Raw genomic sequence first — 23456 nt, forward strand, 5'->3', positions numbered from 1 at the left:
GAGAGCCGGGTTTGGCGCTGAATTGTCCAGATCGTCGCGCAGGTCGTCGCTCATGTCACCGCTCATGTCACCGCTCACGCAACGAACCTGGCTGGCATCGCGTCGAGTGAGGCCACCGTCCTGCGCAGTCCCTCGAAAATACGGTCGGCGACCTTGGCCGGAAACCCCTCCGGCAACTCAGCCGAGACACGCTCGATAACACCGGGCGTGCGCGCAATCAGCCGCTGGATGATCGGCTCCGCATCTTGTCCATACGAGCATCGGGGCGCCATTGCGTTGAAGTGGCGGCGCTGGATATCGCGGAAAGCGTAGTGGCGGTTCTTACCCGATACAGCCATCGCAAGCTTGGCCTTGAACCACGACCACTGGCTCGCTCCCTTCCCCTCGACCGGCCAGATGGACATCACGTCATAGAGCGGCGTCATCTTGTAACGTCCGCCCTGAAGCAGCCGGATGCTGAAGTTCTTCGCGTGCCCGTCCGGGGCCGCCAGCAGCCAGAAGAGTATCTGCGTGGTCAGCAGCGTTTCGATGTCGTCCCTGGCCGTCTCGGACTGCTGAAGCACTTGAGCCAGTTCGATCACGCCCGGGCCACCTTCGTTTTCGTATTTCTTGTGCGAGGGCAGGCCCATCACCTGGCAAAAGTCCTCTTGCGGCAGCCTCAAGATCCACTTGCCGCTCGAGTGCATCTGGCGGTCAAAGCGTTTGACGCTCAGCGCGCGTTGCCTGCCGAAGGTCTTGATCTCCGTTTCCGCGACCGGTACGCCGTAGGCGTGCAGGAGATGCATGCACAGCCATTCGTTTTCGACCGACGTGGTGAGGTCCGCGCGCCGGTTACCCACCAGGCCGAGCGGAAGCTTCAGGATATGCGTGGTGGGCGTGGCGCCGTGGGGTTTCATCCACTGACCCTCGTGCCAGAGGAGCGCGGTCTTTTCCTGCGCGCCGGCGAGAGAAATCCGGAAGTCGTCTTCGTCGTCCTGAGGGCCAAAAGTGCCGCTGCCGGCAGTTTGATTCAGGAGCGTCTCGATTTCTCCGTCACTGAGCGGAGTACCATCGATCTGTTCGACACCAGTGGGCTCTTCGTCGACACCCAGGAGTTGGACCGCACCTACGCAGTCCCGGCCAATGGCCTGTAACAGATCAAACGCATCCAGCGTGTCGGTACGAAAACGCTGGCCGATTCGCTTTCGAATGGCTTCGCTGTCCGGCAGCAGGTTGTCGAAGTAATTAAGCACCCGATCGCCCTTGAGCGGGGCGTTGTCGAGCGGGATGGGCAATGACAGCGAGAGGGGCCGGCTAAGTTCGGACGCAGCCCACTCGGGGTCATAGGCGAGTTCCATCGGGCCGCGAGTGGGAATGTTCCAGACGCCCATGCGGACGCCGTTGACCCATACCGACAGCGCTCGGGAATGTGGCTTGCGACCTGCCATTACCACTCCAGCACAGACGTAGGGAAGGTTGGAGCGGACGAACCCTTGTCCAGAACCTGGAGTTGCAGCTCGTATGCACCAAAAAGCGTCAGTAACTGATTGAGCGTCAGCGCACTGGAATCGGTTTCGAGCGTTGATATGCGGCTTTGACTGACGCCGAGCCGCGCGGCTGCTTCGGCCTGGGTGAGGCCCGCGCGCCGACGGCCGGCCGCGAGAATCTGACCCATCTGGTAAGGCGTTGTGATGGTCTGCTGCATGGCAATTATCTCTCACACGAATAAAAGCAATTTATTCGTTTGGCAGATATTTGTCAAATATGCGTGTGGCAGATATTTTGCGATTATCTGTCACACGCATAATGAGCGTTTATTCGTGTGGCAGATATTCCTGCTGGCGGGTTGAGGGGATCAGGCTTTTGCGTCCCTGTGCCCACAATGACGCGCCTCTATTCGCGTGGGTTGCCGTTAAACCACGAGTTTGCTGTTGATTCTGCTAGTTTTTACCGCTTGCTCAGACAAAACGCGCATTATCGAGATAACGGTAAGATTGCGATCAGATGCCTACTTAGGCGACGCCCCGATCACGATCCGGCTCGTCGCCGTCATGACGGGCTCGCCAGGACCTAAGCGTCAAGCGCATGTGAACCAGCTGCGCGGCGCTTGCGAGTCCGTCTGCTTGGAGACTAGCCCATGGAAGATTTCGATGAAACGCTGTACCTCGTGTGGCGAGCCAACCTGAACGTGCTCGCAGGATCGCCGGCTGGCGGCGCGAGGATTGCCCGCATGATGAGTTTTTCCCCGTCGTACATGAAACTGATCCTGGCCGGAAGGCGGGATTTCAGTGAAGAGTTCGTGCGCGGGGTGGAAACCGTCACCGGCTTGCCGCCGCGCTGGCTGGACGAGCGCCGCGACCGGCGCGACATTCCGCTGGAGACCCAGCGAGCAATGGACGAGGAAACGCCCGCTGCCGTGTTCCGAGGCAATGCACACCCGGCGCCCAAGCGGCCTGTGCTGCGTGGGCCGGAACCGCTCCTCTCCCAGACGGAGGCGACCCGGCGCATTGCCGACCAGGCGCTCCAGCAAGTGGAGACGAATCGGCGCGACCAGATGTTCCGGCGCAACCGCGACTTGTTGTTGACTGACCTGCGCCGCGTGGAGCGGCAGCTTTCGATGGTCCAGCTCGATGGCATCAGTGCGAAGGCGGACGATTTGCGCGCATCGGGAAAACTGGACGATCCGGTGAAGGCCGATCTTGCCGGGCGGATCGAGCAGATCGACAAACACCGCGCCATGCTGATGCAGCATGTCGAGAAGCTGGCCCTGCTGCTGACCGGGCTCGACGACTAGAGCGGACTAACGCGTCCGTTTGCTGTGACTGTCGTGACTGCCGTGACTCTTGCGACGTTCCGGCTCCAGGGCAGGTTCATGATCGACCGAGATCGCGACCGGATCGCTTGCGGGAAAACTCTCGTCCAGCGCTTCGTCCAGGGCAGCCTCGCGGTGATTTGCGTCAGCTCGGGTTTCCGGCTTGCTGTGCGGTAGTGTTTTCGGTTGCGCCATGGCAATGCTCCTTCAATGGACCAGCAGATTTTCACTATAGCAGCGCGAAAGAGCGCGCGTTGTCATGCGTCGATATCGGTATTTGTATCGGCACGCATGCCGCGATACGCCGCCGGCCGCACCCCCGTCCACTTCCTGAATGCGCGATGAAATGCGCTGGGTTCTGCAAACCCGAGCGCATGCGCAATCTCCGCTATTGTCTGCGTCGTGTCGGCAAGCCGCGCGATGGCGAGATCGCGCCGCAGTGCATCGCGGATCGACTGATAAGTCGCGCCCTCTTGCTTCAGGCGGCGTCTAAGCGTGGCTTCGGCCATGTTCAGCGCTGCGGCAATGTCTTCGCTATCCGGCCAGTCGATGGGCGGCGCCTGCCGCAACTTGCGGCGAATGCGTGCGGCGAGTGAATCGGGATTGCGATATTTCACGATGAAGTTGGCCGGCGCCTCACGCAGGAAAACCTTCAGCGTGGCGGCTGTCTGAACGACCGGCAACGAGACGCAGTCCGGCGCGAGATCGACTGACGATGCGCTTTGGTCGAAGAACATTGCGTCGCAGAACATCAGCCGGTATTCGTCGGTTGCCGCCGGTTCCGGGCAGCGCAGATGCGCGGCCAGCACCGGAATCCGGCGGCCGACCAGCCAGCAGAGCAAACCATAGATCATGATGAACGCGGTTGCGTAAGCGAACATCGGACGGGGTGAGCGGGTTTCAGCAGCGGTGTCGACGAGGCGAATTCTTACGCGTGTCGTGTCCGCATCGATTTCGCATCGCAGGTCGTCCAGCACGAGGCGCAGGAAACCTGCAATGCGGGTCAGCGCCTGGCCGCCGTCGCGTGAACCCAGCGCCGCGTGACACAGCAGCGCGAAGCTGCCACGGCGCATCGGATGGCTGTCCTGGCCGAAGAATTCATCGTCGAGCGCGTCTGCAATGGCACTCCACAAGCGGCCGTATTGGGCAGCCGATACCCGGGCGAGCGGAGCCGCGAGCGTCGCGGGGTTGATACCTGCTCGCTCCAGTAACGCGATGCGCGCCACGCCGCGACGCTCGGCGCACCGCAGCGCTTCTTCGACGAAATCCCCCGCTATGGTCCCGCGTTCGTTGCCTTGGCCGCGTGGGGTCCTGGGAGCAGGCGAAGCCACGTTCACAGCCGGCCGGGGCTGCTGATCATGCGGGCTTTTCGATGTCGGGGTAGTCACTAGGTGGCGCATTCGCTCAGGAAGCTTGATCGTTTCAGGCATCGGCAGACGGATGTGTCGCGTCTAGAATCTGGCGTGAGGCTATGTGCCTTTCCTATTTGCCATCCGCTTGACCGTTCCACCGCTTAAGCGCAGCAGTGTAAGCCCAGACCGTTTCCCTGTAGTCCACACGAGCCAGACCATCATGATCGACAGCTTCCTGACCGACGACCAACGCATGATCCGCGACGCCGCGCGCGATTTCGCCACCGAAGTGCTCGCGCCGCACGCAGGCCAATGGGACCGCGATACCGCCTTGCCGGACGAAGTCGTGCGCCAACTCGGCGAGCTCGGCTTGCTTGGCATGATCGTGCCCGCGGAGTGGGGCGGCACATTCAGCGACTACGTGGCGTATGCGTTGGCTATCGAAGAAATCGCGGCGGGGTGTGCCTCGTGTTCCACACTGATGGCCGTGCACAATTCGGTCGGCTGCGGACCGATCCTCGCGTTCGGCACCGAAGCGCAAAAGGCTGAATATCTGCCGAAACTGGCAACGGGCGAGATGATCGGCGCGTTCGCCCTGACCGAGCCGCAAGCCGGATCGGAGGCGAATAATCTGAAGACGCGCGCGATTGAACGCGACGGCCAGTGGGTGCTCTCCGGCGCCAAGCAATTCACCACGAACGGCACGCGCGCGGGCATGGCGATCGTGTTCGCCGTAACCGATCCGGAGCTTGGGAAGAAGGGCTTGTCGGCATTCATCGTGCCGACGAATACACCGGGCTTCAACGTCGGGCGGCCCGAGCACAAGATGGGCATCCGTGCCTCCGATACCTGCCCGATTTCACTAGAGGACTGCGCGATTCCTGCGGCCAACCTGCTGGGCGCGCGCGGCGAAGGTTTGAAGATCGCGTTGGCGAACCTGGAGGGCGGGCGCATTGGCATCGCGGCGCAGGCGGTGGGCATTGCGCGCGCGGCATTCGATGCGGCGCGTGCCTATTCCCATGAGCGCGTGCAGTTCGGCAAGCCGATCAAGGAGCATCAGTCGGTCGCCAACCTTCTCGCGGATATGCAGACGAGCCTGAACGCCGCGCGGCTGCTTGTGTTGCACGCCGCGCGCATGCGTACGGAAGGCTTGCCGTGCCTGAGCGAAGCGTCGCAGGCGAAGCTGTTTGCGTCGGAGATGGCGGAAAGGGTTTGCTCGCAGGCCATCCAGATTCACGGCGGTTATGGGTATCTGGAGGACTATCCGGTCGAGCGTCATTATCGCGATGCCCGCATCACGCAGATCTACGAAGGCACGAGCGAAGTGCAGCGCATGGTGATCGCGCGGCAGCTTTAGGGAGTACGGGGTCCCGGGTAATGTCATGCTGGATTGACAGCCTCGGTTCAAGCAGTCGGAATGCGGCGAAGCCTTGTATGAGGGCTTCGCCGCTTCTATTCGTGGTTCCCGGATACGCTCACTACAAGGTCCCGCAAAGACTCACCGTCGTTGTAGATCGCACTCCCGGATAGACTCACCGCGCGATTCCCGCAGATTTTCACCGGTCGTCGAATTTATATTATCAGGATAACTATCTATCTAAACGGATTTTTCTAAGCCGGCCACGCCATGACCTTGATCGAGACCCAAAACCCGTAAGCGAACTCGACTTCTAGGTGTATACCCCAGACCTCTTGCGCTCAAGTTATCGATATACCGATAATGTTGTCATGGATGTGAAAACTGCAGTGCGCGTCTTTGACGTGATCAACCTGTTTGCCGAAGTCCGGCAACCGATGATCTATAGCGAGATTGCGCGTCGAACCGAAATTCCTTTGTCGAGTTGTCATGCGCTTTTGCAGACGATGGTGGCGAAGGGTTATCTCTACGCGCCGGGCGTAAAAGCAGGTTATTACCCGACGCAGCGCTTGTTGCATGTCGCACGCGATATTTGCAGCGAGGACCCGCTGACGCTGCTGTTCCAGCCGTTGCTGACAGCCTTGCGCGACGCGACCGGCGAAACGGCCGGGCTCGCGACGCTCGCAGGCAATCGGGTCGTCTACCTTGACGTCATGGAATCGCGCCAGAAAATTCGCTACAGCGATGAACCCGGCGGTTTCATGTACGTCCACGCCAGCGCGGCGGGCAAGGCGCTGCTGGGTGCGTTGCCGGTCGATGCGCGCCGCCGCCTGCTCGACAGTTGCGAGCCGCTTAGCGCATCGACGGACGGCACGGTGATCGATCGCGCGACGCTGGAGGTGGAAGTGGAGCAGGGCGTGACGCTTGGCTGGCATCGTTCGACCGGAGAGAACGTCGAGGATGTCGCGGGCCTGGCGAAGGGATTCTCGATCCACGGCGAAGCGTTCGCGCTTGTTATCGGCGGGCCGAAGGCGCGCTTGCTCAAGAACCAGGAGCACGCGGTCGCGGCGCTCCTCGATATTTTCGACCGGATACCGCAGACGTTGATTGGCTAGCGGCTGACGCGACCATGGTCGGGCCGACGGCACAAGCCGTTGTGCAAGGAGAACAACATGCAGGATCAGAGGCGCTGGAAAAACAGGCCTGACGGTTCGAACTGGGGTGATTTCGGCCCCGACGATCAGCTCGGACGACCGAACCTGATCACCACGGAACAAGTGCTGAAAGGCGCGCGCGAGATTCGCGCGGGCTTGAGTTTCTGCCTGTCCCTGCCGCTGGATTATCCAGGCGACAGCAAGCTGAACGTGCGTCGTCATCCCCCGGTTTTGCGGCCCACGACCAAGGACGGCTTGCCCTACGTGAACTTTCCGTTCGCGCGCATGGAGGAGCACGCGACCGACGTGGTCAGCGACGATCAAGTGCTGATGAGCCTGCAATATTCCACGCAATGGGATTCGCTTGCGCATGTGGGCGCGCTCTTCGACGCCGATGGTGACGGCGTGGCGGAGAGCGTCTACTACAACGGTTACAAGGCGAACGCAGACGTAGTCGGGCCAATGGAATATCGTCGTGACGACGCGTTCGCGCCGCATGCATGCGGAAACGAACATAGCCACGCGGACGCGCTCGGTATCGAAAATCTCGCGGTCAAGGGCATGCAGGGACGCGGCGTTCTTGTCGATCTCGTGGCGCACTACGGGCGCGAGCATCGCACGGTGGGTTACGACGACCTGATGTTCGCAATCGATGCAGACAGGGTGCAGATCGATCGCGGCGACATGCTGCTGCTGCGCACCGGGTTCGCTGAACTGGTGCTGGAAATGAATCGTCATCCCGACGAAGCCGTGCTCAACAGTCAATGCTGTGCACTCGACGGCCGCGACCAGCGGCTGTTGCAGTGGCTGACCGATTCAGGCATTGCGGCGCTGGTCGCGGACAACTATGCGGTCGAGCGTTATCCCACGCGTCCGGCACAAGGCCACCATCCGCTTATGCCGCTGCATCACCATTGTTTATTCAAGCTCGGCCTGCCGCTCGGCGAGCTCTGGTACCTGCGCGATCTGGCGGCATGGTTGCGCGCCAACGCCCGCTCGCACTTCATGCTCACGGCGCCGCCGCTGCGCCTGCCGGGCGCGATGGGTTCGCCCGTGACGCCGATTGCAACTGTCTGATTTCATCAAGCACACGATATGACACGAGAACGAGTTTTGATCACCGGCGGCGCGGCCGGAATTGGTGCGGCCTGTGCCGAGCGCTGTGAAGCGGACGGTTTCGAGGCCGTTGTGATCGATCGGGTGGGTAATGGCCTTATCGCAGATCTTTCGGATACCGAAGCAACAGCGAAAGCACTCGAGCAAGCGCTCGCGGGAGGTCCGATCACGCGGTTGGTGAACAATGTCGGCGTGGTGGTCCCGGCCGGTGCAGGCGAACAAAGTCTCGAAGAACTCGAGCTCGCGTGGTCCCTGAACGTGCGTTGCGCGATGCAGTGCATGCAGGCGCTGCTGCCGGGCATGCAGGCCGCGGGGTTCGGCCGTATCGTGAACATGTCTTCGCGCGCAGCGCTAGGCAAGGAACTACGTACTGCGTACTCGGCCACCAAGGCGGCGTTGCTCGGCATGACACGCGTATGGGCTCTCGAACTCGGCCGTCATGGCATTACGGCAAATGCGATTGGCCCTGGCCCGATCCGCACTGAACTTTTCGATCGCGCGAACCCGCCCGACAGTCCGCGTACGCGCGCGATTGTGGAGAGTGTGCCGGTGAAACGCGTGGGTACGCCGGACGATATCGCGCATGCCGTGTCGTATTTCCTCGATGCCCGCAGCGGTTTCGTCACCGGGCAAGTGCTCTATGTGTGCGGCGGGATGACGGTCGGCGTAGCGGGAGTCTGAGATGAGCACGGCTGAAATGCGGCGCGTGGCAATCGTGGGAGCGGGGAGTATCGGCGTCGCGTTCGCCGTGGTGTTTGCGCGCGCGGGATGGCCCGTGCGTCTCTTCGATCCCGACGCGTCGCGCCGCGATGCGGCGCCTGGAGAGATCCAACAGCGTCTGAATGAACTGGCGCGCTTCGGATTGATCGATGAAGCTGCTGACACGGTGGCGGCACGCGTCCAGATGGCGGCGTCCATTGAATCAGCGGTTGCCGATGCCGATCTCGTGCAGGAGTGCGCGCCCGAGCGGGTGGACGTCAAGCGCGCGCTGTTTGCGCAATTCGATGCCGCTGCACCAGCGAAGGCGATCTTCGCCAGCGCTTCATCGGCTTTGCCGGCATCAAGCTTTGCTGACGATTTGGCCGGAAGACACCGCTGCCTGATTGCGCATCCGGGCAATCCGCCGTACCTGATTCCTGTGATCGAGATTGTGCCCGCGCCTTTTACCGCGCCAGACGTCACGCAGCGCACGCTGCAACTTTTCCGCGATGCCGGCCTGCAACCCGTGCTGGTATCGAAAGAAGTCGAGGGCTTCGTCTTCAACCGATTGCAGGGAGCCGTGCTGCGCGAAGCGTATTGCCTCGTGCGCGATGGCGTTGCGAGCGTCGAGGACATCGACAAGGTCATGCGTGATGGCCTCGGCTTGCGGTGGTCCGTGATCGGACCATTCGAAACGGTGGATTTGAATACGCGCGGCGGCATCACATCGCACGCGCAGAAGATGGGGCCCGCGTACGAACGGATGGGCGCGGAGCGCGGGCAGCACGATCCGTGGACACCGGAGTTGGTCGAGACGGTGGCTGCAGCAAGGCGTGCTGCGGTGCCGCTTGAACAATGGGAAGAACGCGTGGCATGGCGTGACCGCGAACTGATGGCGCTGGCCAGCCACCGAAGGCTGGCGGCTGCCGGCAACGATTCCTCAGAGTAGAGCTGCCAGCTTTTTTCGGGCGCAGACATGACTAATCAATTCGCTAAACTAAATAATACTCAAGAGACATTGCAATGCAGAAAATAACGGGATTCTTCACCGAACTGATGCGCAAGTATTTGCCCGATCCGTTCGTATTTGCCATCGGGCTGACCCTTCTCACCATGGTCCTGGCCGTATTGGTACAAGGCCAGGGCATCGTCGCGCTGACAACAAGCTGGGGCAAGGGCTTCTGGACGCTGCTCGCGTTCACCACGCAAATGGCCGTGATCCTCGCGATGGGCTACGTGCTCGCGACCGCGCCGCTGACCGAGCGATTCCTCGATCGCATCGTCATGCGGGTGCACGATCCGCGCATGGCGATCATTGTTGCAACGCTGGTGGGCGGCATCGGCAGTTATCTCAACTGGGGCTTCGGGCTGGTGATCGGCGGCATTGTCGCCCGCAAGCTGGCGCTCAGCGTGAAGGGCGTGCATTACCCGTTGATCATTGCGTCGGCCTACAGCGGTTTCACGCTGTACGGTCTCGGTTTGTCGGCGAGCATTCCTGTGCTCATCTCGACCAAAGGTCACCCCATGGAAGCGCAGATGGGCGTGATTCCGCTCTCGGAAACCATCTTCTCGCCGACCATGCTCGTGACCAGCCTGGTCGTGCTGATCACGTTGCCCTTGCTTAATGCGTGGCTGCATCCGAAGCCGGGCCAGCCGGTGACCGAGATCGACCGTACGCTGGAAGAGCGCACACGAGCAGCCCAAGCGGCCGTTCCAGCCGACGCCGGCGACGAACACACGTTCGCCAGCCGCCTGAACAACAGCCGGTTGCTGAGCGGCTTGATCGGACTGATCGGCGTGGTCTACGTGGTGCTGTATTTCCACGGCGGCGGCACGATGGACCTGAACCTGATCAACTTCATCATCCTGTTTCTCGGCATCATCTTGCTCGGCACGCCCATCCGTTACGTGGAGAAACTCAACGAAGGCATCCGTACGATCAGCGGCATCATCCTCCAATATCCGTTTTACGCGGGCATCATGGCGATCATGGCATCGTCGGGACTGGTCAATACGTTCTCAGAGTTCTTCGTCAAGATCGCGACGCCGCATACGTTGCCGTTCTGGGGCCTCATCAGTTCGTTCTTCATCAACTTCTTCGCGCCTTCAGGCGGCGGTCACTGGGTTATCCAGGGGCCGTTCATGATCGAGGCGGCGAAGGCTATTGGTGCGTCCGTGGGACATACGGCCACCGCGGTCATGCTCGGCAACGCCTGGAACGACTTGATCCAGCCGTTCTGGATCCTGCCGGCGCTGGCTTTATCGAAGCTCAAGCTGAAGGACATCATGGGCTATACGGTCATCATGATGTTCTGGATCGGCATTGTTTATACGGTCGCTATCCTCGCATGGGGCTAGCCGGTTCAATCATCTTCCGGAGATTCAAACATGTTGTTCCTGGTTCATATGGTGGTACAGATTCCTCTCGACGCCGACAGCGAGTTCGTCAATAAACTGAAGGCTGACGAGAAAGCGCTTTCACAAAAACTCCAGCACGAAGGCACGTGGCGTCACTTGTGGCGCGTGGTGGGCCAATACGCGAACTACAGCGTTCTCGATGTCGAATCCAACGACGAACTGCATACGCTGCTCAGCTCGCTGCCGCTCTTTCCCTACATGGCGATCGAAGTGACGCCGCTCGCACAGCATCCGTCGGCTATCGCGCCGAACTGAGTTCGATAAGAGGAGGGGTCATGCCGTTCATTATCGAAACCTGGGATAAGCCGGGTCACGCCCCGTTGCGCATTCAGGAGCGTGACGTGCACGTGGCTTATCTCGAAGCGAACAAGGCACTGCTGCTCGCGTGCGGCGCGAAACTCCACGACGACGGAAGCAATGCGGGCGGTGGCTTCTATGTGGTCGACCTCGACACGCGTGAGGAAGTCGAACGTTTCATCGCGAAAGACCCGTTCGCGCTTGCGGGTTTATTCGAGCGCGTGGCAATTACTCGCTGGCGCAAGGCCTATGTAGACGGCAAGGGTTATTTATAGGCCCTGCTGCATTGCTTTCATGCGGTTCGCCATGGTTCGATCGGGCAAGAAAACGCACTTTCCGATAGGCTGCAGTATTCGTAGGTAACGACTCGCTTACTACGCATCAGTCCGTTCACCCTTGCTTCCAGGAGCACGAAGACATGCAGACCAAAACAGTCAAAATTCCCGGGCCCGATCATCCCATCACGATCGAGCCCAACCCGGGGCGCATCACTATCTCCATAGGCGACCGGGTTATTGCAGACACGCGCGAGGCGCTGACATTGCGCGAGGCGTCGTACCCGGCGGTTCATTACATTCCGCGCAAGGACGTCGACATGTCGTTGTTGCAGCGCACGGACCACGTGACCTATTGCCCGTACAAAGGGGACTGCTCGTACTACAGCATCCCGCTGGGCGGCGAACGTTCCGTGAATGCGGTATGGACCTATGAAGACACCTATCCTGCCGTCGCAGAGATCAAGGACCATCTGGCGTTCTATACGGATCGCGTAGACAGGTTCGACATCCTGCCGGCGGACTGACATTGCCGCGAACGCGTCGGTGAAGCCATACGTTTGCTGAAAGATGAACGAGGCACCGTTCCCGCATCGATAGCCGGTTTGTGCACGCTTTCGCCATTCGACGTATTTTATCGATGACGCCGCGAGCGCAGCGTTTGCCTTGCACGCCGAGGCATTCTTATCAACGCTGGAACAGACATCCCATGACCACGCAACGTCGCTTGCGCCTGGGCGCTTTCATGCGCCCGGCCACCATTCATACCGGAGCTTGGCGTTATCCCGGTGCATTCCCTGACGCGAACTTCAATTTCGCGCACCTCAAGCGTTTTGCGCAGACGCTGGAGCGCGGCCGTTTTGACGCCTTCTTCATGGCGGACCATCTGGCCGTCCTCAACATGTCCACCCAGGCGTTAAGGCGAAGTCACACGGCCACGTCGTTTGAGCCGCTGACGTTGTTGTCGGCACTTGCCGCGGTGACCGAGCGCATTGGCCTGATCGCGACAGCGTCCACCACGTTCGACGAGCCCTATCACGTCGCGCGCCGTTTCGCCTCGCTCGACCACCTGAGCGGCGGGCGCGCCGGCTGGAACCTGGTCACCACGGCCAACCCGGACGCAGCGCTCAACTTCGGTCTGGAAGAACATGTGGAGCACGGCGAGCGATATAGGCGAGGCCGGGAGTTCTTCGACGTTGTGACCGGTCTCTGGGATAGCTGGGCTGACGACGCCTTCGTTCGCGACGTTGAAAGCGGCACGTTCTTCGATCCAGCCAGGATGCATGTGCTCAACCACAAGGGCGAGAACCTGTCGGTGCGTGGGCCGCTCAATATTGCGCGACCTGTGCAGGGCTGGCCGGTCATCGTGCAGGCTGGGTCGTCGGAGGCTGGCCGGCAGATCGCGGCCGAGACGGCGGAAGCCGTATTCACCGCGCAGACCACGCTGGCGGACGGTCAGCGGTTTTACGCCGATATAAAAGGGCGCATGGCGAAACTCGGGCGAAATCCCGAGCATCTCAAGATTCTGCCGGCTGCGTTCGTCGTGGTCGGCGACTCGTTGGACGAAGCAATGGAAAAGCGGGCGCGTCTCGATAGCCTGGTTCATTACGACAGCGGCATCGCCTCGCTCTCGATCATGCTGGGTCACGACGTCTCAGGCTTCGATCCCGATGGGCCGCTGCCTGAGATACCTGAAACCAACGCAAGCAAAAGCAGCCGCGAGCGGGTGATCGAGTGGGCGAGTCGCGACAATCTGACGATCCGCCAGCTTGCGCAGCGCGTCGGCGGTTATTCGGGGCTTGAAATGATTGGCACGCCCACGATGATTGCGGATCAGATGGAGCAATGGCTCGTGGAGAACGGATCTGATGGCTTCAACGTCATGTTCCCCTATCTGCCGGGCGGACTCGACGATTTCGTCGACAAGGTCGTGCCCGAACTGCAGGCAAGAGATATCTTTCGACGTGAATACGAAGGCGTTACCCTGCGAGAGAATCTTGGATTACCGAGGCCCGGGAACCGTTTTTTCGAGGCCTGAAGAGCCGATGACGCCATCTGGAAGAGGCGTCATCGGGAAACCAGCATTTATTTCTTTTAATTATTTCGCATGCCTGATCAACTTTTCGTTGTATTGTGAAAATGACGCGAACAGACAAGCGGCGATGAATATTGCGTCGAGCCGGACCGCGCCTGTGCCATTGCCTTTCTGCATTAAGATTGATGTCCCGGGGGTACCTAGAGTCACCTCGGTAGTCACCCGATCACAGGACAAACGAAGGTCATGGGACATTCACAGGCAGAGAAGGCGGCAACGCATCAGCGGATCGTCGATGTCGCCGCACGACGCTTTCGGGAACGTGGGCTGGACGGCATTGGCGTTGCCGACGTCATGAAGGAAGCCGGCATGACAGTCGGCGGTTTCTACAAGCATTTTGAATCGCGCGACGAACTCGTGACAGAGGCGATCGAGGTTGCATTCAAGAGTCTCGATGTATGGGAAGCACGTGCAGAAAACCTCGCGCAGGCGGTGCGCGACTACCTGAGCGAGGCGCATCGGGATGCCCCCGGCCAAGGGTGTGCGCTGGGCGCACTGCTGGGTGATGTCGGGCGCAGCAACGACGCCACGCGCGCGGTATTCACCGACCGGGTCAAGCACAATCTCGCGTTCTCCGAGGGTTTGCTCGATATCGCGGATCCGGCTGAACGCCGCGCCCGCGCGATCCTGCAATTGAGCGCGTGTCTCGGCGCGATCGGATTGGCGAGAGCGGTCTCGGACCCGGTTTTGTCGAAGGAGATTCTGGACGGCGTCGCCGGGCAACTGATGCCCTTGTTGCCGGGGCCACCGGGGTGAGGACGAACAGCGGCTGAATGTAAACAATTCTTGAAGCCGTGAGATCAATCCATTACATTCAACCCGTCGGCTGCTTGGTCGACGCCAGCCCATCAGTCATGAGCCTGAAGGGCGGCAACCGAATGCCGAATCGTGGTCTATGCGTGCTCCTTGGAGATGGACAATGAAAGTATTTAACCTGATTTGCGTATCTGCAATCCTCCTTGGCGCGTCCGGCATGGCCGCGGCCCAGGGAAACGGCAACGGTGGTTCGGGCGGCGGTAACGCGCATGGCGCGGCAACGGCCGGCCCGACCATGGGTGGCGACAACAGCTCCACACCGGGAAGTTCGAGAGGCAAGCCCCACCTGTTCAAGCACAAGCACAAGAAGCCGGACACCCCCGCTCAATAACGCCGGATTTTAGAATCCAGGCGCCATCCGGGTTTGCCGGTGGCGGACGCTAAAGGGCTGTTTCGATTCGGGAAACCGGGCGTGGCGGCCTTTTTTGACCTTTTCCGCCATTTGATTGGCGGATTGCCTCGGGACTTGCGCATGCCGCCGACGGCAAGTTCGATGCAGTTCAGCCTGCAGGGCTTTTCAGCAATCACCGGGAAGTTGCGCGTTGTTGCCTGACGCTGCGCGGCCCCGGCCAGCGGGAGTTTTTTTCGGTTTTGATCCTGTTCGGCTTCAACAGTTACGCCCACACGATATTCCAGCGGGTTAGTATCCAATATGCGAGTGTGGGCGTTTGTCGGGCTTGCGAATATTCCGAAACGGATTTTTCGTGCGGACTTTGAACTCCCGTGAGCGGCGTTGCTCGAATGGGGGCAAACGGTGCGCGGCGCGGCCATCTGGCATCATGGCGATACCGGGCGGCAAGAAACAATGGCATCCGGTCAGCGCAAGTCGTTCCTCCGGGACTCATCGGTGAGTCCGACGGCCGAGCACTGTCGCACTGCGAAATGCGCATCAAGATTCTGGTAGATGTCTGCCGGAACAGTCTGAAATACTAACGTCAGGTCGAATGAGAATGGCTACAGAACCCCAGCAGCAAAGTCAGAGCGACGTGCTTAACGCCGCCCGCAAAGAGCGCAAGCGTGTCGCAATTTTCCTCGTGAACGGGGTACGGCTGGTTGGTCACATCGAATCATTCGACCAGTATCTGGTTATGCTGAGCTCCGCCGCCGGCATCCAGGCGGTGTACAAGCACTCGATTTCGACCATCCAGGAAGACACCGGCAAAGCATTCACGGCAGGCGCCGCGCGCACCGGCGCGGGCGCTCCGCGGGACGCGGATTCAAAACGTCCCGTCGCCATTTCCCATAAGCGGCGCTTGCCGATGAATACGGGCGGCGAATGAAGCGCACGGTTCATGCGCCAGGGCGGGACCGGCGTGTGAACCACGGTTGTTGCGTGACGAACCGGTTCACATTGGCTGGACCGAGGAGCAGGTGAAGGCCCGGCGCGGAACACAGCAAAGGCTGCTGCTCCGGCCCGTACCTACCGCAGAACACGAAAAAAAGGCGAGGCCCAATTGGGCCTCGCCTTTTTTGCTTGATTGTCACCATTTGGTCGCAATCGAGCGTCCGACCGACGGCATTCGCCGTGGCCGCTCGACCGTTTTCATCGTCCCGAGGACGTTTTTTTACGCATCACCAGCACCGCGCGCCGTCCGGCATGGACGATGTCTTCACGCTGCTTCTCTTCAGGAGGCTGCCGCGTGGCAAGATCGAGCGCATTGACAACCGATTCCAGCCGCGTGTCAGCGGCAACTTCAGCGTCGCCCACCTGCGCCTCGGCATCCGCGGCCAGCGCATGCCGCACGTCGACGGTACGGCACCGGACGTCAAATCCACTCGCCCGGATGAGCGTCTCGCGCGTCTTCCAGAATGCTTCCGCCGAGCGGGTCATCGGCCGCATTGCAACGTATTCAATGATCACCGGATAGCCGCGCACCCGCGGGTAAGCCGCGAGTAACTGACCCGAACGGATGTACTGCGTGTAACGATCGATTTTCTTGGTCAGCAACGCAAAATGCTTCGCTTCGTCGTCCCAGTCGAGGTCGTCGAAAATGCCGACGTAGACGCGCTTGAACAAAATGTTCACGCCGACGTAATCGATTGTGTCCACGTCGAGAAGAGACATGGTATTTCCCCAGCGCCCGATGCCGGGCAAAGATTGCAGGTGCCTATTGTAATGGACTGCGTCATCCTAAATAAGTACGCGGAGCACGATTGCAACAGTGTACGACCTTTAAGCTTTACGGCTCCTAACAAGCTTCGAAATTGATTGTTTTGGTGCACATCCTAAATCGATGTCTTGAAATAGGAGGATACCTAAAAATAAGCCGGGTCGATTGACAGCCCTCATCTCGAAAAACAAACTGGGTTCACGTTATTTGAACAGTTTGTGCGATTAGATCGGACATCGCACGAACGGAACCTCATTTGTCCGGCAGGAGCAAGAGCATGAAAAAGAAATCAAGGAAGGCCCTTTGGTCATTCAAGTCCGCACTGATCGCGGCCGCATCGTCCATGGTCATGACGGGCACGTTTGCCGCGACTATCGACGGCACCACGGCAGTGCGTGTTGGCGGGCGGCTGCAATCAGTGAATGTGGCCAATCACCAGGTCACGGTCATCAATGGGCAGGGCGGCACCGAATCGTTCCAGGTCGGCAGCGACGTGCCGAATCTCGACAAACTCAAACCCGGCACGAATGTGGTCGGCACGGCCCAGCGCTCGGTCAGGCTGACGGTGCTTGATTCATCGTCGCTGGCGGCTGTGCCTTCGCAGGACGGCAGCCAGGTCGTGGCCAGCGTGGCACGGGTCGATGGCGGGTTGATGACGCTCAAGGACACGCAAGGCGCGGTGTTGACGGTGCAGGCAAATTCGCCGAAGGCCGCGGCCACGGTGATTCCGGGTACGCGTGTGCTGGTCGATCTCGTGACACCGGCTGCGCTCGGTTCAGGAAAAGCGATCAAGTGAGGCAGTCGGATTCCTCCGATAGCCGGCGATTCGCCGAAACTTCATCATGCGTACCTCGTTGGTAATCCAGATCCCCGCTGAATGACCAACGGCGAATCGCCCGGGTGAAACCGGTTGATTTGAGCTTCTAAGGAAGCGCGGCAACGCGGCAATCAAGGTACCTCCGCGACTACGCGTTATCGCTAAAAAATCCATCCGGCGCAAGCCGGATGGATTTTTTTATGGGCCAGGCGTAACTACGACGTTTCGTTGCGTTCGAGGTGCTGCTGGATCATGACTTCGCTGGGTAGGCGAGTGGTGCATCGATCCGGTTCTATCTGGAAGTCCGGGCACGCACGCTGCACAGGCTAATTCGGTATCGAGTCCGGCTGCGCAGTTTCGATGCTATTTGCAGGGCATTACCACGATTGGATTCCGGAAAATTAATAAGGATAGCAAAGTAGTAATGCCATTCGAACAGACGACACTGATCTGCAAGCGTGGCTATTCTCAGGAAGAAGCCGGTGTGGCGCGTGCGCGGCGCAACGTCCGAATGTGGAAGTGAACGCGCCCAGGCGCGTTCGGCAAGTACGCGATAAAGTATCCGGCGAACGCCTGGGCGCCGACGCAATGCGCTCAAGGCATGTGAATCAGTCGAGATGAGAGCCTTCGATGAACAATGACGCAACCGTGACCGCAACCGTGATGCAGGCGCTGATGTCGCGCCGTTCCATCCGCGCGTTCCTGCCCGACGCGGTGGACGAAACCATTTTGCGCCAGATCTTCGATCACGCCCGGCGCGCCCCGTCAGGCAGCAATACGCAGCCGTGGAAGGCTTACGTGCTGACTGGCGAAGCGCGCGATGCGCTCTCACGGAAGATCCTTACCGTCTACAACGATCCCGAGGCGGACAAGCTGCACGAGCAAGAATTCGCTTATTACCCGCTCAAGTGGACCTCGCCGTTCATCGACAGAAGGCGCGAACTCGGCTGGTCGCTGTACTCGCTGCTCGGCATTACACGCGACGATAAAACCCGCATGAAGGCTCAGCTCGGCCGCAATTTCGAATTCTTCGGCGCGCCGGTCGGCGTGATTTTCACTATGGATCGCAGCATGGAGCAAGGTTCATGGCTCGACTACGGCATGTTCCTGCAGAGCGTCATGCTAATGGCACGTGCGTTCGGTCTGGATACATGTCCGCAAGCCGCGTTCAATCGCTATCACCGGATCATCGCGGAACATCTGGCACTGCCTGACAACGAGATCGTGGTGTGCGGCATGAGCATGGGTTACGCGGATCTCTCGCAACCTGAGAATACGCTCGTCAGCAGACGCGAGGAGGTCGACGACTTTGTGCGCTTCTTGAGATGACGGCAGGACCGGCATCTAAAAAAACGCAATTTTGTGATTTAGTTCTTACGGATGTGCTACACGTTGTAACGAAGAGTTGGTTAATATATCCCCGCGTGTCCGACTGCTCGCGAACAAAGTCGTAAGGGCGGGATTGTCCGGCATGTAGCGAAGCACGCAGGTCCAGCACGACAAACGCGGTGGACGTCAATCGCGCCGCCGCACCAAAAAAAACCGCTTTTCGTGGAGAATCTCGTTATGTACCGTATCCGCATGGCTGCAATGGCACTTGTCGTATCAGTATCGATTGCCGGGCTGACTACCTCTGTCGCAATGGCGCAAACCGCCGCAAGCGACACCGGCGCTTCCACTTCGAAGCAGGCGCAGAAGGCGCAACGCAAAGCCGATCGCAAGGCTGCACGCGCGAAGAAAAACGCCGAGCTGAAGGATCTGGAAAAGAACGGCTACCAGCCAGGCGGTGACCAGACGAACTATCCGCAAAATATCCAAAATGCGGAGAAGAAGTCGGCGGCAGAGAAAGCCAAGGCAGCTTCCGCACCTTGAACGAAGACTGTGGACGCAGTGTGATCGCATGAAAATAACCCGCTAAAAGCGGGTTATTTTTTTCGGCGCATCAACTCGCGGAGTTTCATTTCGTCCACGCGGGGTTCTTGGCCAAGCACGCATTCCTTTGGGGTTCCAAGCAGTGTCTTGTCATGCTTGCCGCTGTTTTCGCGAAGCGCGAGCCTTGACGAATCCTTTATGGCATGCGCGATGCGGGCCCATTGTGAACCTGTTGTGCATCTTGAAGCAACGGCTACGTACCGGCAGGTTTTTTGTTGAACCGGTAGAATCGGAGGCCGTTTCGGGCCGGGCTTGATAGCAGACGGTCAGTCGGTCAAACGTATCGACGCAGCAGGTCGCCAGTCTCAATCTCGGTTCAACCTACCGGCTTCATTTATTACCAGGCGGTCTATGCGACGTTCCGCGTTTTTCATCCGTGTCATCGGTATCGGGATTCTGTTTCACGTATATATCGGCGTGCGCCTGATTCCGGTTGCACCCGTTGGCGCACCGCTGCGATGGCTGGCGGTGCTTGCACTCGTGGCTTCCTGCTTGCTGATTCCGCTCGGAATGGCCGCGCGCAATATCAGTCAGCAACCGCTGTCCGATCGTCTGGCGTGGATCGGCCTGCTCACCATGGGGTTCTTCTCTTCCCTGCTGGCGCTGACGTTTTTCCGCGATATCGTGCTGCTTGTCCTGCACCTGATCAGCAAGGTGCAAAACGACGCGGCCGGATGGCCTGCTTTTATTGCGTGGAGCGCGCTTGGCGTGCCGCTGCTCGCCGTGCTGGTCACGCTGTTCGGCATCTACAGCGCGCGGCGGCGTGCCGGGGTGAAGAACGTCGACGTGCCGATTGAGAACCTGGCTCCCGCGTTGAATGGTTTCACCATCGTGCAGATCAGCGATATCCATGTGGGCCCGACCATCAAGCGTCATTACGTCGAAAAGATCGTGGCTGCGGTCAATACGTTGTCGCCCGACCTGATCGCGGTGACGGGCGATGTGGTCGATGGCTCGGTGCCGCATCTTGCCGCGCATACGCGGCCACTCTCGGACCTGAAGGCGAGACATGGCGCGTTCCTGGTCACCGGCAATCACGAGTATTACGCCGGCGCGGACAAGTGGATTGCTGAATTCCGCCGGCTTGGCTTGAAGGTGCTGCTTAACGAACACGTGGTGGTTGATCACGATGGCGCGCGCGCAGTCGTGGCCGGCGTGACCGATTATGGCGCGGGCAGTTTCGACCCGGCCCACAAAAGCGATCCGGCCAAGGCCATGCTCGGCGCACCCGCCGACATCGCGTTTCGTCTGCTGCTGGCTCATCAGCCTCGCAGCGCACAGGCGGCATCGAAAGCGGGATTTACGCTGCAATTGTCCGGCCATACGCATGGCGGTCAGTTTCTGCCGTGGAATTTCTTCGTCCGGTTACAGCAGCCGTTCGTGGCCGGACTCGAAAAGCTCAACGACTTGTGGGTGTACACCAGCCGCGGCACGGGCTACTGGGGACCGCCGATACGGATTGGCGCACCGTCAGAAATTACGCGTTTGCGGTTGGTGAATGCGAGGTGAGCGTGAGGTGAATGTGGGCGGCGCGCGCCCTGCCTAAGTCCTTGGTCGTAAGTACCAGCAACTTCAAGAAATGCAGCTTTGGCCGGTGTCCTGAAAAGAACACCGGTTTTACGTCGAATTCCTGTTGAACCGGATTGATCATTATAAAAAATAGAATAAATCCGATTTATTGAATGCTCCACTCGATTACTTGATAATCCGTAATTAATGTGAATTCGTGGACAGAACTCGGGTGTGCGCTGTATAAATAACGTTCGCAAATTAATGCGCTGGCGCTTCAGAATAGAATTAATTATTCGATTCAGTGCGCGATTTAATTTCCCTTCGCCCGGAGAAACTGCATGAACGCAAAATGGACTGTAGCTTTATCGCTTGCCTTATTCACAGTGACAGCGCAGGTCGGCGCGCAAACCGATCAGCAACTCTCCAGTGCCGCAATTCAATCCGCGCTGAACGCCCCGCCGAAGCAGATTCATGCGCAGATCGTCGGTATCGACGCGGGCGCCAGGACCTTGACGCTGAAAGGCGCGAAGGGCCGGGTGATACCGGTCACGGTCGGCAAGGAAGTCACGAACTTCGATGACTTGAAGATCGGCGATCGTGTGGATGTGCAGGTCAGGGACGCGCTGCTCATCAGGGCGACGAAAGCGTCAGCTAAGGGCGATGAATTGCGAAAACGTGTTGATACCGACGTTTATGTGCCCGCATCGGGTTCCCAGGGTTTTGGCGCCGTACATGAAACCGAGATTTTCGCAACGGTGCAGAGTGTCAACAGCAAGAATAAAACAATTACCCTGCGTGGCCCATGGCGTACCGAGACATACGACTTAAGCTCTGAAATAGCCGCATATAAATTGAAACCAGGCGATAGCGTGCACGCGGTGTTGATTTCAGCCACGGCCGTGGAAGTGACGCCCACGCCGAAATAATCATGGACTTGATTTAAAATCTGCAAAAGAACGCTTAAATGCGGATCAAAACCGCGCCGGCCGTGACGAGCACACACGCCACCACGCGCCGCGCGGTCAGCTTTTCGCGCATGAACAGCCAGCCGATCAAAACGGCGAAGATCGAACTTAGCTCGCGCAACGCCGAGACCATCGCAATGGGCAGGTAACGAAAAGCAATGATGATGATGGTGTACGCGACCATTGCGATCGCTCCGCCGCTCAAGGCTTGCAGCGAGCGTCGCGGGTCATCGAGGAACAGGCGGCACGGACCGCCGTATCGATAAAAAGCCATTGCGGCCAAAGGCACGTTGAAGAGGATGTACGCCCACGCGATATATCCGAAGCCGCTGCCGGCTACTCGCACGCCAATGCCGTCCACGATCGTGTAAGCCGAGATAAACACGCCTGTCGCGAGCGCGGCCGGCACGCTTGCGGTGGCGAAACGGCGCTTGCGGAATGCCAGGGAAATGATTCCGAGCGATACGAGCGTGACGCCCGCCAGCGCGAGCGGCCGCAGGTGCTCGCCTGCGAAGACGAACGCGCCCGCGAACACGAGCAGCGGCGAGAGGCCGCGTGCAATTGGATAAATCTGCCCGAAGTCGCCTGCCTTGTAGGCCTTCGCCAAGGCCACGCAATAGCCGAGCTGCAAAGCCGCCGATGCCGCGATATACGGCCAGCTTTCGCGCGCCGGCGCAGGCACGAACAGCAACACGGCTGCCGAGCACACCAGGTAGGGGAAAGACATCATGCCAAGCTGCCAGACACGGTCGCCGCTGGTGTGGAGGAAGGCGTTCCAGGTGGCGTGCAGGAGCGCGGAGAACAGGACCAGCAAGACGATGAAAGGCTGCATCAGGACCGCGGGAAGGGTGACGGTGTGCGTGGCAAGATAAGGCGTTTGATGGCGAAAAGTGGCAAACGGCGAGGCGCCATTATGGCAGAGAACGGCGGGCGCCGCTGACCCCACGCGAGCTGCGCGTCATGACATGCCGATTGACCGGGACTTGCACGCGTTGCGTTCGACCGCACGGCGCTTTTCTATTCCGTTGCTCGAATACGCCGATACCGCGGGGACCAATCATGTCGAATGCATGGGGTCTCCCAGTGTGGTCAGGCACTGCGCGGAAATGCCGGAACGACGCACAAAACTGAGTCCATGCTGATTCATGAAGGTCGACAACCCAGCGCCGAGCCTGAAGATTCAGGCGACGGCCATAGGGGCGATTCGCGCCTCACCAAACGCGAACTGGGGTTGCTCAATAATCGCAGCCCATGTCTAGCGCGTCGCGACCTCCAACTCCGGTGCATGACTGTTGCCGCGAATGTAGTGTTCCAACTGATGGATCGTGAATTGTTGCTCGACAATCAGGTTCCTGACGAGATCGCCGATTGACACCATGCCGATCAGCAGGCCGCCATCGATCACAGGAAGATGACGTATCCGATTGTCGGTCATGATCGTCATGCATTCGTCCGTCGTTTGATTGAGGCGAACGTACCGGATGGCTTTCGACATGACATCGCCTACGGGGGTCTCTTTTGACAACCTGTCGTGCAACACGATTTTTCGCGCATAGTCGCGCTCGGTGACGATGCCGGTGATGTGCTCGCCGGACGTGACCACGAGCGCGCCGATTTGTTTATGCGCCATCAGCTTGATGGCGTCGAAGACACTCGCGGACGCCTCGATCGTGTGAAATGACTGATCCGATTTTGAACTCAGCAATTGTGCGACTGTTGCCATCATGTGCCTCAATCAAGAGATAGGTT

At 59.5% G+C, this 23456-nt stretch carries 27 protein-coding genes; 19 read left to right on the forward strand and 8 right to left on the reverse strand.

What is annotated here, in order from left to right; genetic code table 11:
* Positions 1-74: 74 nt before the first annotated feature.
* Both ACSOSP_RS36510 and ACSOSP_RS36515 read right to left on the reverse strand, forming a co-directional pair.
* Positions 75-1427 (reverse strand): type II toxin-antitoxin system HipA family toxin, encoded by a 1353-nt coding sequence (locus ACSOSP_RS36510; protein ID WP_455313891.1) that lies wholly within the window; start codon positions 1425-1427, stop codon positions 75-77.
* Entirely contained in the window at positions 1427-1684 is a 258-nt protein-coding gene (locus ACSOSP_RS36515; protein WP_455313892.1) for a helix-turn-helix domain-containing protein, read from the reverse strand. The genes ACSOSP_RS36510 and ACSOSP_RS36515 overlap by 1 nt, the downstream gene beginning before the upstream one ends.
* Positions 1685-2116: 432 nt before the next feature.
* On the opposite strand from ACSOSP_RS36515, the gene ACSOSP_RS36520 reads away from it, so the two are divergent.
* Complete coding sequence (locus ACSOSP_RS36520) at positions 2117-2773, forward strand: hypothetical protein (RefSeq protein WP_455313893.1); 657 nt, start codon at positions 2117-2119, stop codon at positions 2771-2773.
* Between the two features lie 6 nt (positions 2774-2779).
* Here ACSOSP_RS36520 and ACSOSP_RS36525 read toward each other — a convergent pair whose 3' ends face one another.
* Both ACSOSP_RS36525 and ACSOSP_RS36530 read right to left on the reverse strand, forming a co-directional pair.
* Complete coding sequence (locus ACSOSP_RS36525; RefSeq protein ID WP_455313894.1) at positions 2780-2986, reverse strand: hypothetical protein; 207 nt, start codon at positions 2984-2986, stop codon at positions 2780-2782.
* 62 nt (positions 2987-3048) lie between these two features.
* A complete protein-coding gene (locus ACSOSP_RS36530; RefSeq protein WP_455313895.1) occupies positions 3049-4122 on the reverse strand; it encodes an AraC family transcriptional regulator in 1074 nt (357 codons plus the stop codon).
* A gap of 244 nt (positions 4123-4366) precedes the next feature.
* On the opposite strand from ACSOSP_RS36530, the gene ACSOSP_RS36535 reads away from it, so the two are divergent.
* The 12 genes from ACSOSP_RS36535 (at position 4367) to ACSOSP_RS36590 (ending at position 14701) form a co-directional block, all read left to right on the forward strand.
* On the forward strand, positions 4367-5500 hold the full coding sequence (locus ACSOSP_RS36535; RefSeq protein WP_455315347.1) for an acyl-CoA dehydrogenase family protein: 1134 nt from the start codon (positions 4367-4369) through the stop codon (positions 5498-5500).
* A 371-nt stretch (positions 5501-5871) separates the two neighbouring features.
* On the forward strand, positions 5872-6615 hold the full coding sequence (locus tag ACSOSP_RS36540) for an IclR family transcriptional regulator (protein WP_455313896.1): 744 nt from the start codon (positions 5872-5874) through the stop codon (positions 6613-6615).
* A 57-nt stretch (positions 6616-6672) separates the two neighbouring features.
* Positions 6673-7731, forward strand: coding sequence for a cyclase family protein (locus ACSOSP_RS36545; RefSeq protein ID WP_455313897.1), 1059 nt, complete (start codon positions 6673-6675; stop codon positions 7729-7731).
* Positions 7732-7749: 18 nt separating this feature from the next.
* Positions 7750-8451 (forward strand): SDR family oxidoreductase, encoded by a 702-nt coding sequence (locus tag ACSOSP_RS36550; RefSeq protein ID WP_455313898.1) that lies wholly within the window; start codon positions 7750-7752, stop codon positions 8449-8451.
* Position 8452: 1 nt separating this feature from the next.
* The gene (locus ACSOSP_RS36555; protein WP_455313899.1) at positions 8453-9418 is read left to right on the forward strand and encodes a 3-hydroxyacyl-CoA dehydrogenase; all 966 of its coding nucleotides are present in this window, start codon (positions 8453-8455) and stop codon (positions 9416-9418) included.
* A gap of 74 nt (positions 9419-9492) precedes the next feature.
* Positions 9493-10827 (forward strand): short-chain fatty acid transporter, encoded by a 1335-nt coding sequence (locus ACSOSP_RS36560; RefSeq protein WP_455313900.1) that lies wholly within the window; start codon positions 9493-9495, stop codon positions 10825-10827.
* Positions 10828-10857: 30 nt separating this feature from the next.
* Positions 10858-11142: a muconolactone Delta-isomerase gene (gene catC, locus ACSOSP_RS36565; protein WP_455313901.1), complete on the forward strand. Its 285-nt coding sequence runs from the start codon at positions 10858-10860 to the stop codon at positions 11140-11142.
* A gap of 20 nt (positions 11143-11162) precedes the next feature.
* Positions 11163-11459: a YciI family protein gene (locus ACSOSP_RS36570; protein ID WP_455313902.1), complete on the forward strand. Its 297-nt coding sequence runs from the start codon at positions 11163-11165 to the stop codon at positions 11457-11459.
* A 143-nt stretch (positions 11460-11602) separates the two neighbouring features.
* The gene (locus ACSOSP_RS36575; RefSeq protein WP_455313903.1) at positions 11603-11986 is read left to right on the forward strand and encodes a DUF427 domain-containing protein; all 384 of its coding nucleotides are present in this window, start codon (positions 11603-11605) and stop codon (positions 11984-11986) included.
* Between the two features lie 182 nt (positions 11987-12168).
* Positions 12169-13497: an LLM class flavin-dependent oxidoreductase gene (locus ACSOSP_RS36580; protein ID WP_455313904.1), complete on the forward strand. Its 1329-nt coding sequence runs from the start codon at positions 12169-12171 to the stop codon at positions 13495-13497.
* A gap of 243 nt (positions 13498-13740) precedes the next feature.
* Positions 13741-14310, forward strand: coding sequence for a TetR/AcrR family transcriptional regulator (locus ACSOSP_RS36585; RefSeq protein ID WP_455313905.1), 570 nt, complete (start codon positions 13741-13743; stop codon positions 14308-14310).
* Positions 14311-14473: 163 nt separating this feature from the next.
* Positions 14474-14701 carry a hypothetical protein gene (locus tag ACSOSP_RS36590; RefSeq protein WP_455313906.1) on the forward strand — a complete coding sequence of 76 codons (228 nt, stop codon included), beginning with the start codon at positions 14474-14476 and terminating at the stop codon, positions 14699-14701.
* On the opposite strand, the gene ACSOSP_RS36595 is transcribed toward ACSOSP_RS36590, so the two are convergent.
* Positions 14695-14994, reverse strand: coding sequence for a hypothetical protein (locus tag ACSOSP_RS36595; protein ID WP_455313907.1), 300 nt, complete (start codon positions 14992-14994; stop codon positions 14695-14697). The genes ACSOSP_RS36590 and ACSOSP_RS36595 overlap by 7 nt on opposite strands.
* Positions 14995-15320: 326 nt before the next feature.
* Between ACSOSP_RS36595 and hfq the strand changes: the two genes are divergently transcribed.
* Positions 15321-15650: an RNA chaperone Hfq gene (hfq, locus tag ACSOSP_RS36600; RefSeq protein WP_455313908.1), complete on the forward strand. Its 330-nt coding sequence runs from the start codon at positions 15321-15323 to the stop codon at positions 15648-15650.
* A 263-nt stretch (positions 15651-15913) separates the two neighbouring features.
* On the opposite strand, the gene ACSOSP_RS36605 is transcribed toward hfq, so the two are convergent.
* A complete protein-coding gene (locus ACSOSP_RS36605; protein ID WP_455313909.1) occupies positions 15914-16435 on the reverse strand; it encodes a DUF6572 domain-containing protein in 522 nt (173 codons plus the stop codon).
* A gap of 323 nt (positions 16436-16758) precedes the next feature.
* On the opposite strand from ACSOSP_RS36605, the gene ACSOSP_RS36610 reads away from it, so the two are divergent.
* The 5 genes from ACSOSP_RS36610 to ACSOSP_RS36630 all read left to right on the forward strand — a co-directional run bounded on the left by ACSOSP_RS36610 (position 16759) and on the right by ACSOSP_RS36630 (position 21668).
* The gene (locus ACSOSP_RS36610) at positions 16759-17277 is read left to right on the forward strand and encodes a hypothetical protein (RefSeq protein ID WP_455313910.1); all 519 of its coding nucleotides are present in this window, start codon (positions 16759-16761) and stop codon (positions 17275-17277) included.
* A gap of 651 nt (positions 17278-17928) precedes the next feature.
* A complete protein-coding gene (locus ACSOSP_RS36615; protein WP_455313911.1) occupies positions 17929-18627 on the forward strand; it encodes a nitroreductase in 699 nt (232 codons plus the stop codon).
* Between the two features lie 237 nt (positions 18628-18864).
* Positions 18865-19170, forward strand: a complete 306-nt coding sequence (locus ACSOSP_RS36620; RefSeq protein ID WP_455313912.1) for a DUF4148 domain-containing protein — start codon at positions 18865-18867, stop codon at positions 19168-19170.
* A gap of 411 nt (positions 19171-19581) precedes the next feature.
* Entirely contained in the window at positions 19582-20739 is a 1158-nt protein-coding gene (locus tag ACSOSP_RS36625; RefSeq protein ID WP_455313913.1) for a metallophosphoesterase, read from the forward strand.
* Positions 20740-21080: 341 nt separating this feature from the next.
* Positions 21081-21668 (forward strand): hypothetical protein, encoded by a 588-nt coding sequence (locus ACSOSP_RS36630; protein WP_455313914.1) that lies wholly within the window; start codon positions 21081-21083, stop codon positions 21666-21668.
* A gap of 34 nt (positions 21669-21702) precedes the next feature.
* On the opposite strand, the gene ACSOSP_RS36635 is transcribed toward ACSOSP_RS36630, so the two are convergent.
* The gene (locus tag ACSOSP_RS36635; RefSeq protein ID WP_455313915.1) at positions 21703-22539 is read right to left on the reverse strand and encodes an EamA family transporter; all 837 of its coding nucleotides are present in this window, start codon (positions 22537-22539) and stop codon (positions 21703-21705) included.
* Between the two features lie 423 nt (positions 22540-22962).
* Entirely contained in the window at positions 22963-23430 is a 468-nt protein-coding gene (locus tag ACSOSP_RS36640) for a CBS domain-containing protein (protein ID WP_455315348.1), read from the reverse strand.
* Positions 23431-23456 lie beyond the last annotated feature (26 nt).

Source organism: Caballeronia sp. KNU42 (assembly GCF_053760385.1).

What these genes read in the sequence shown, in the direction of transcription:
- ACSOSP_RS36520 (WP_455313893.1), top strand. Translation starts at nt 2,117, where the DNA reads ATGGAAGATTTCGATGAAACGCTGTACCTCGTGTGGCGAGCCAACCTG.
- ACSOSP_RS36575 (WP_455313903.1), top strand. Translation starts at nt 11,603, where the DNA reads ATGCAGACCAAAACAGTCAAAATTCCCGGGCCCGATCATCCCATCACG.
- catC (WP_455313901.1), top strand. Translation starts at nt 10,858, where the DNA reads ATGTTGTTCCTGGTTCATATGGTGGTACAGATTCCTCTCGACGCCGAC.
- ACSOSP_RS36515 (WP_455313892.1), bottom strand. Translation starts at nt 1,684, where the DNA reads ATGCAGCAGACCATCACAACGCCTTACCAGATGGGTCAGATTCTCGCG.
- ACSOSP_RS36525 (WP_455313894.1), bottom strand. Translation starts at nt 2,986, where the DNA reads ATGGCGCAACCGAAAACACTACCGCACAGCAAGCCGGAAACCCGAGCT.
- ACSOSP_RS36630 (WP_455313914.1), top strand. Translation starts at nt 21,081, where the DNA reads ATGAACGCAAAATGGACTGTAGCTTTATCGCTTGCCTTATTCACAGTG.
- ACSOSP_RS36555 (WP_455313899.1), top strand. Translation starts at nt 8,453, where the DNA reads ATGAGCACGGCTGAAATGCGGCGCGTGGCAATCGTGGGAGCGGGGAGT.
- ACSOSP_RS36635 (WP_455313915.1), bottom strand. Translation starts at nt 22,539, where the DNA reads ATGCAGCCTTTCATCGTCTTGCTGGTCCTGTTCTCCGCGCTCCTGCAC.
- hfq (WP_455313908.1), top strand. Translation starts at nt 15,321, where the DNA reads ATGGCTACAGAACCCCAGCAGCAAAGTCAGAGCGACGTGCTTAACGCC.
- ACSOSP_RS36615 (WP_455313911.1), top strand. Translation starts at nt 17,929, where the DNA reads ATGAACAATGACGCAACCGTGACCGCAACCGTGATGCAGGCGCTGATG.
- ACSOSP_RS36510 (WP_455313891.1), bottom strand. Translation starts at nt 1,427, where the DNA reads ATGGCAGGTCGCAAGCCACATTCCCGAGCGCTGTCGGTATGGGTCAAC.
- ACSOSP_RS36545 (WP_455313897.1), top strand. Translation starts at nt 6,673, where the DNA reads ATGCAGGATCAGAGGCGCTGGAAAAACAGGCCTGACGGTTCGAACTGG.
- ACSOSP_RS36605 (WP_455313909.1), bottom strand. Translation starts at nt 16,435, where the DNA reads ATGTCTCTTCTCGACGTGGACACAATCGATTACGTCGGCGTGAACATT.
- ACSOSP_RS36550 (WP_455313898.1), top strand. Translation starts at nt 7,750, where the DNA reads ATGACACGAGAACGAGTTTTGATCACCGGCGGCGCGGCCGGAATTGGT.
- ACSOSP_RS36585 (WP_455313905.1), top strand. Translation starts at nt 13,741, where the DNA reads ATGGGACATTCACAGGCAGAGAAGGCGGCAACGCATCAGCGGATCGTC.
- ACSOSP_RS36580 (WP_455313904.1), top strand. Translation starts at nt 12,169, where the DNA reads ATGACCACGCAACGTCGCTTGCGCCTGGGCGCTTTCATGCGCCCGGCC.
- ACSOSP_RS36640 (WP_455315348.1), bottom strand. Translation starts at nt 23,430, where the DNA reads ATGGCAACAGTCGCACAATTGCTGAGTTCAAAATCGGATCAGTCATTT.
- ACSOSP_RS36620 (WP_455313912.1), top strand. Translation starts at nt 18,865, where the DNA reads ATGTACCGTATCCGCATGGCTGCAATGGCACTTGTCGTATCAGTATCG.
- ACSOSP_RS36540 (WP_455313896.1), top strand. Translation starts at nt 5,872, where the DNA reads ATGGATGTGAAAACTGCAGTGCGCGTCTTTGACGTGATCAACCTGTTT.
- ACSOSP_RS36560 (WP_455313900.1), top strand. Translation starts at nt 9,493, where the DNA reads ATGCAGAAAATAACGGGATTCTTCACCGAACTGATGCGCAAGTATTTG.
- ACSOSP_RS36590 (WP_455313906.1), top strand. Translation starts at nt 14,474, where the DNA reads ATGAAAGTATTTAACCTGATTTGCGTATCTGCAATCCTCCTTGGCGCG.
- ACSOSP_RS36610 (WP_455313910.1), top strand. Translation starts at nt 16,759, where the DNA reads ATGAAAAAGAAATCAAGGAAGGCCCTTTGGTCATTCAAGTCCGCACTG.
- ACSOSP_RS36570 (WP_455313902.1), top strand. Translation starts at nt 11,163, where the DNA reads ATGCCGTTCATTATCGAAACCTGGGATAAGCCGGGTCACGCCCCGTTG.
- ACSOSP_RS36625 (WP_455313913.1), top strand. Translation starts at nt 19,582, where the DNA reads ATGCGACGTTCCGCGTTTTTCATCCGTGTCATCGGTATCGGGATTCTG.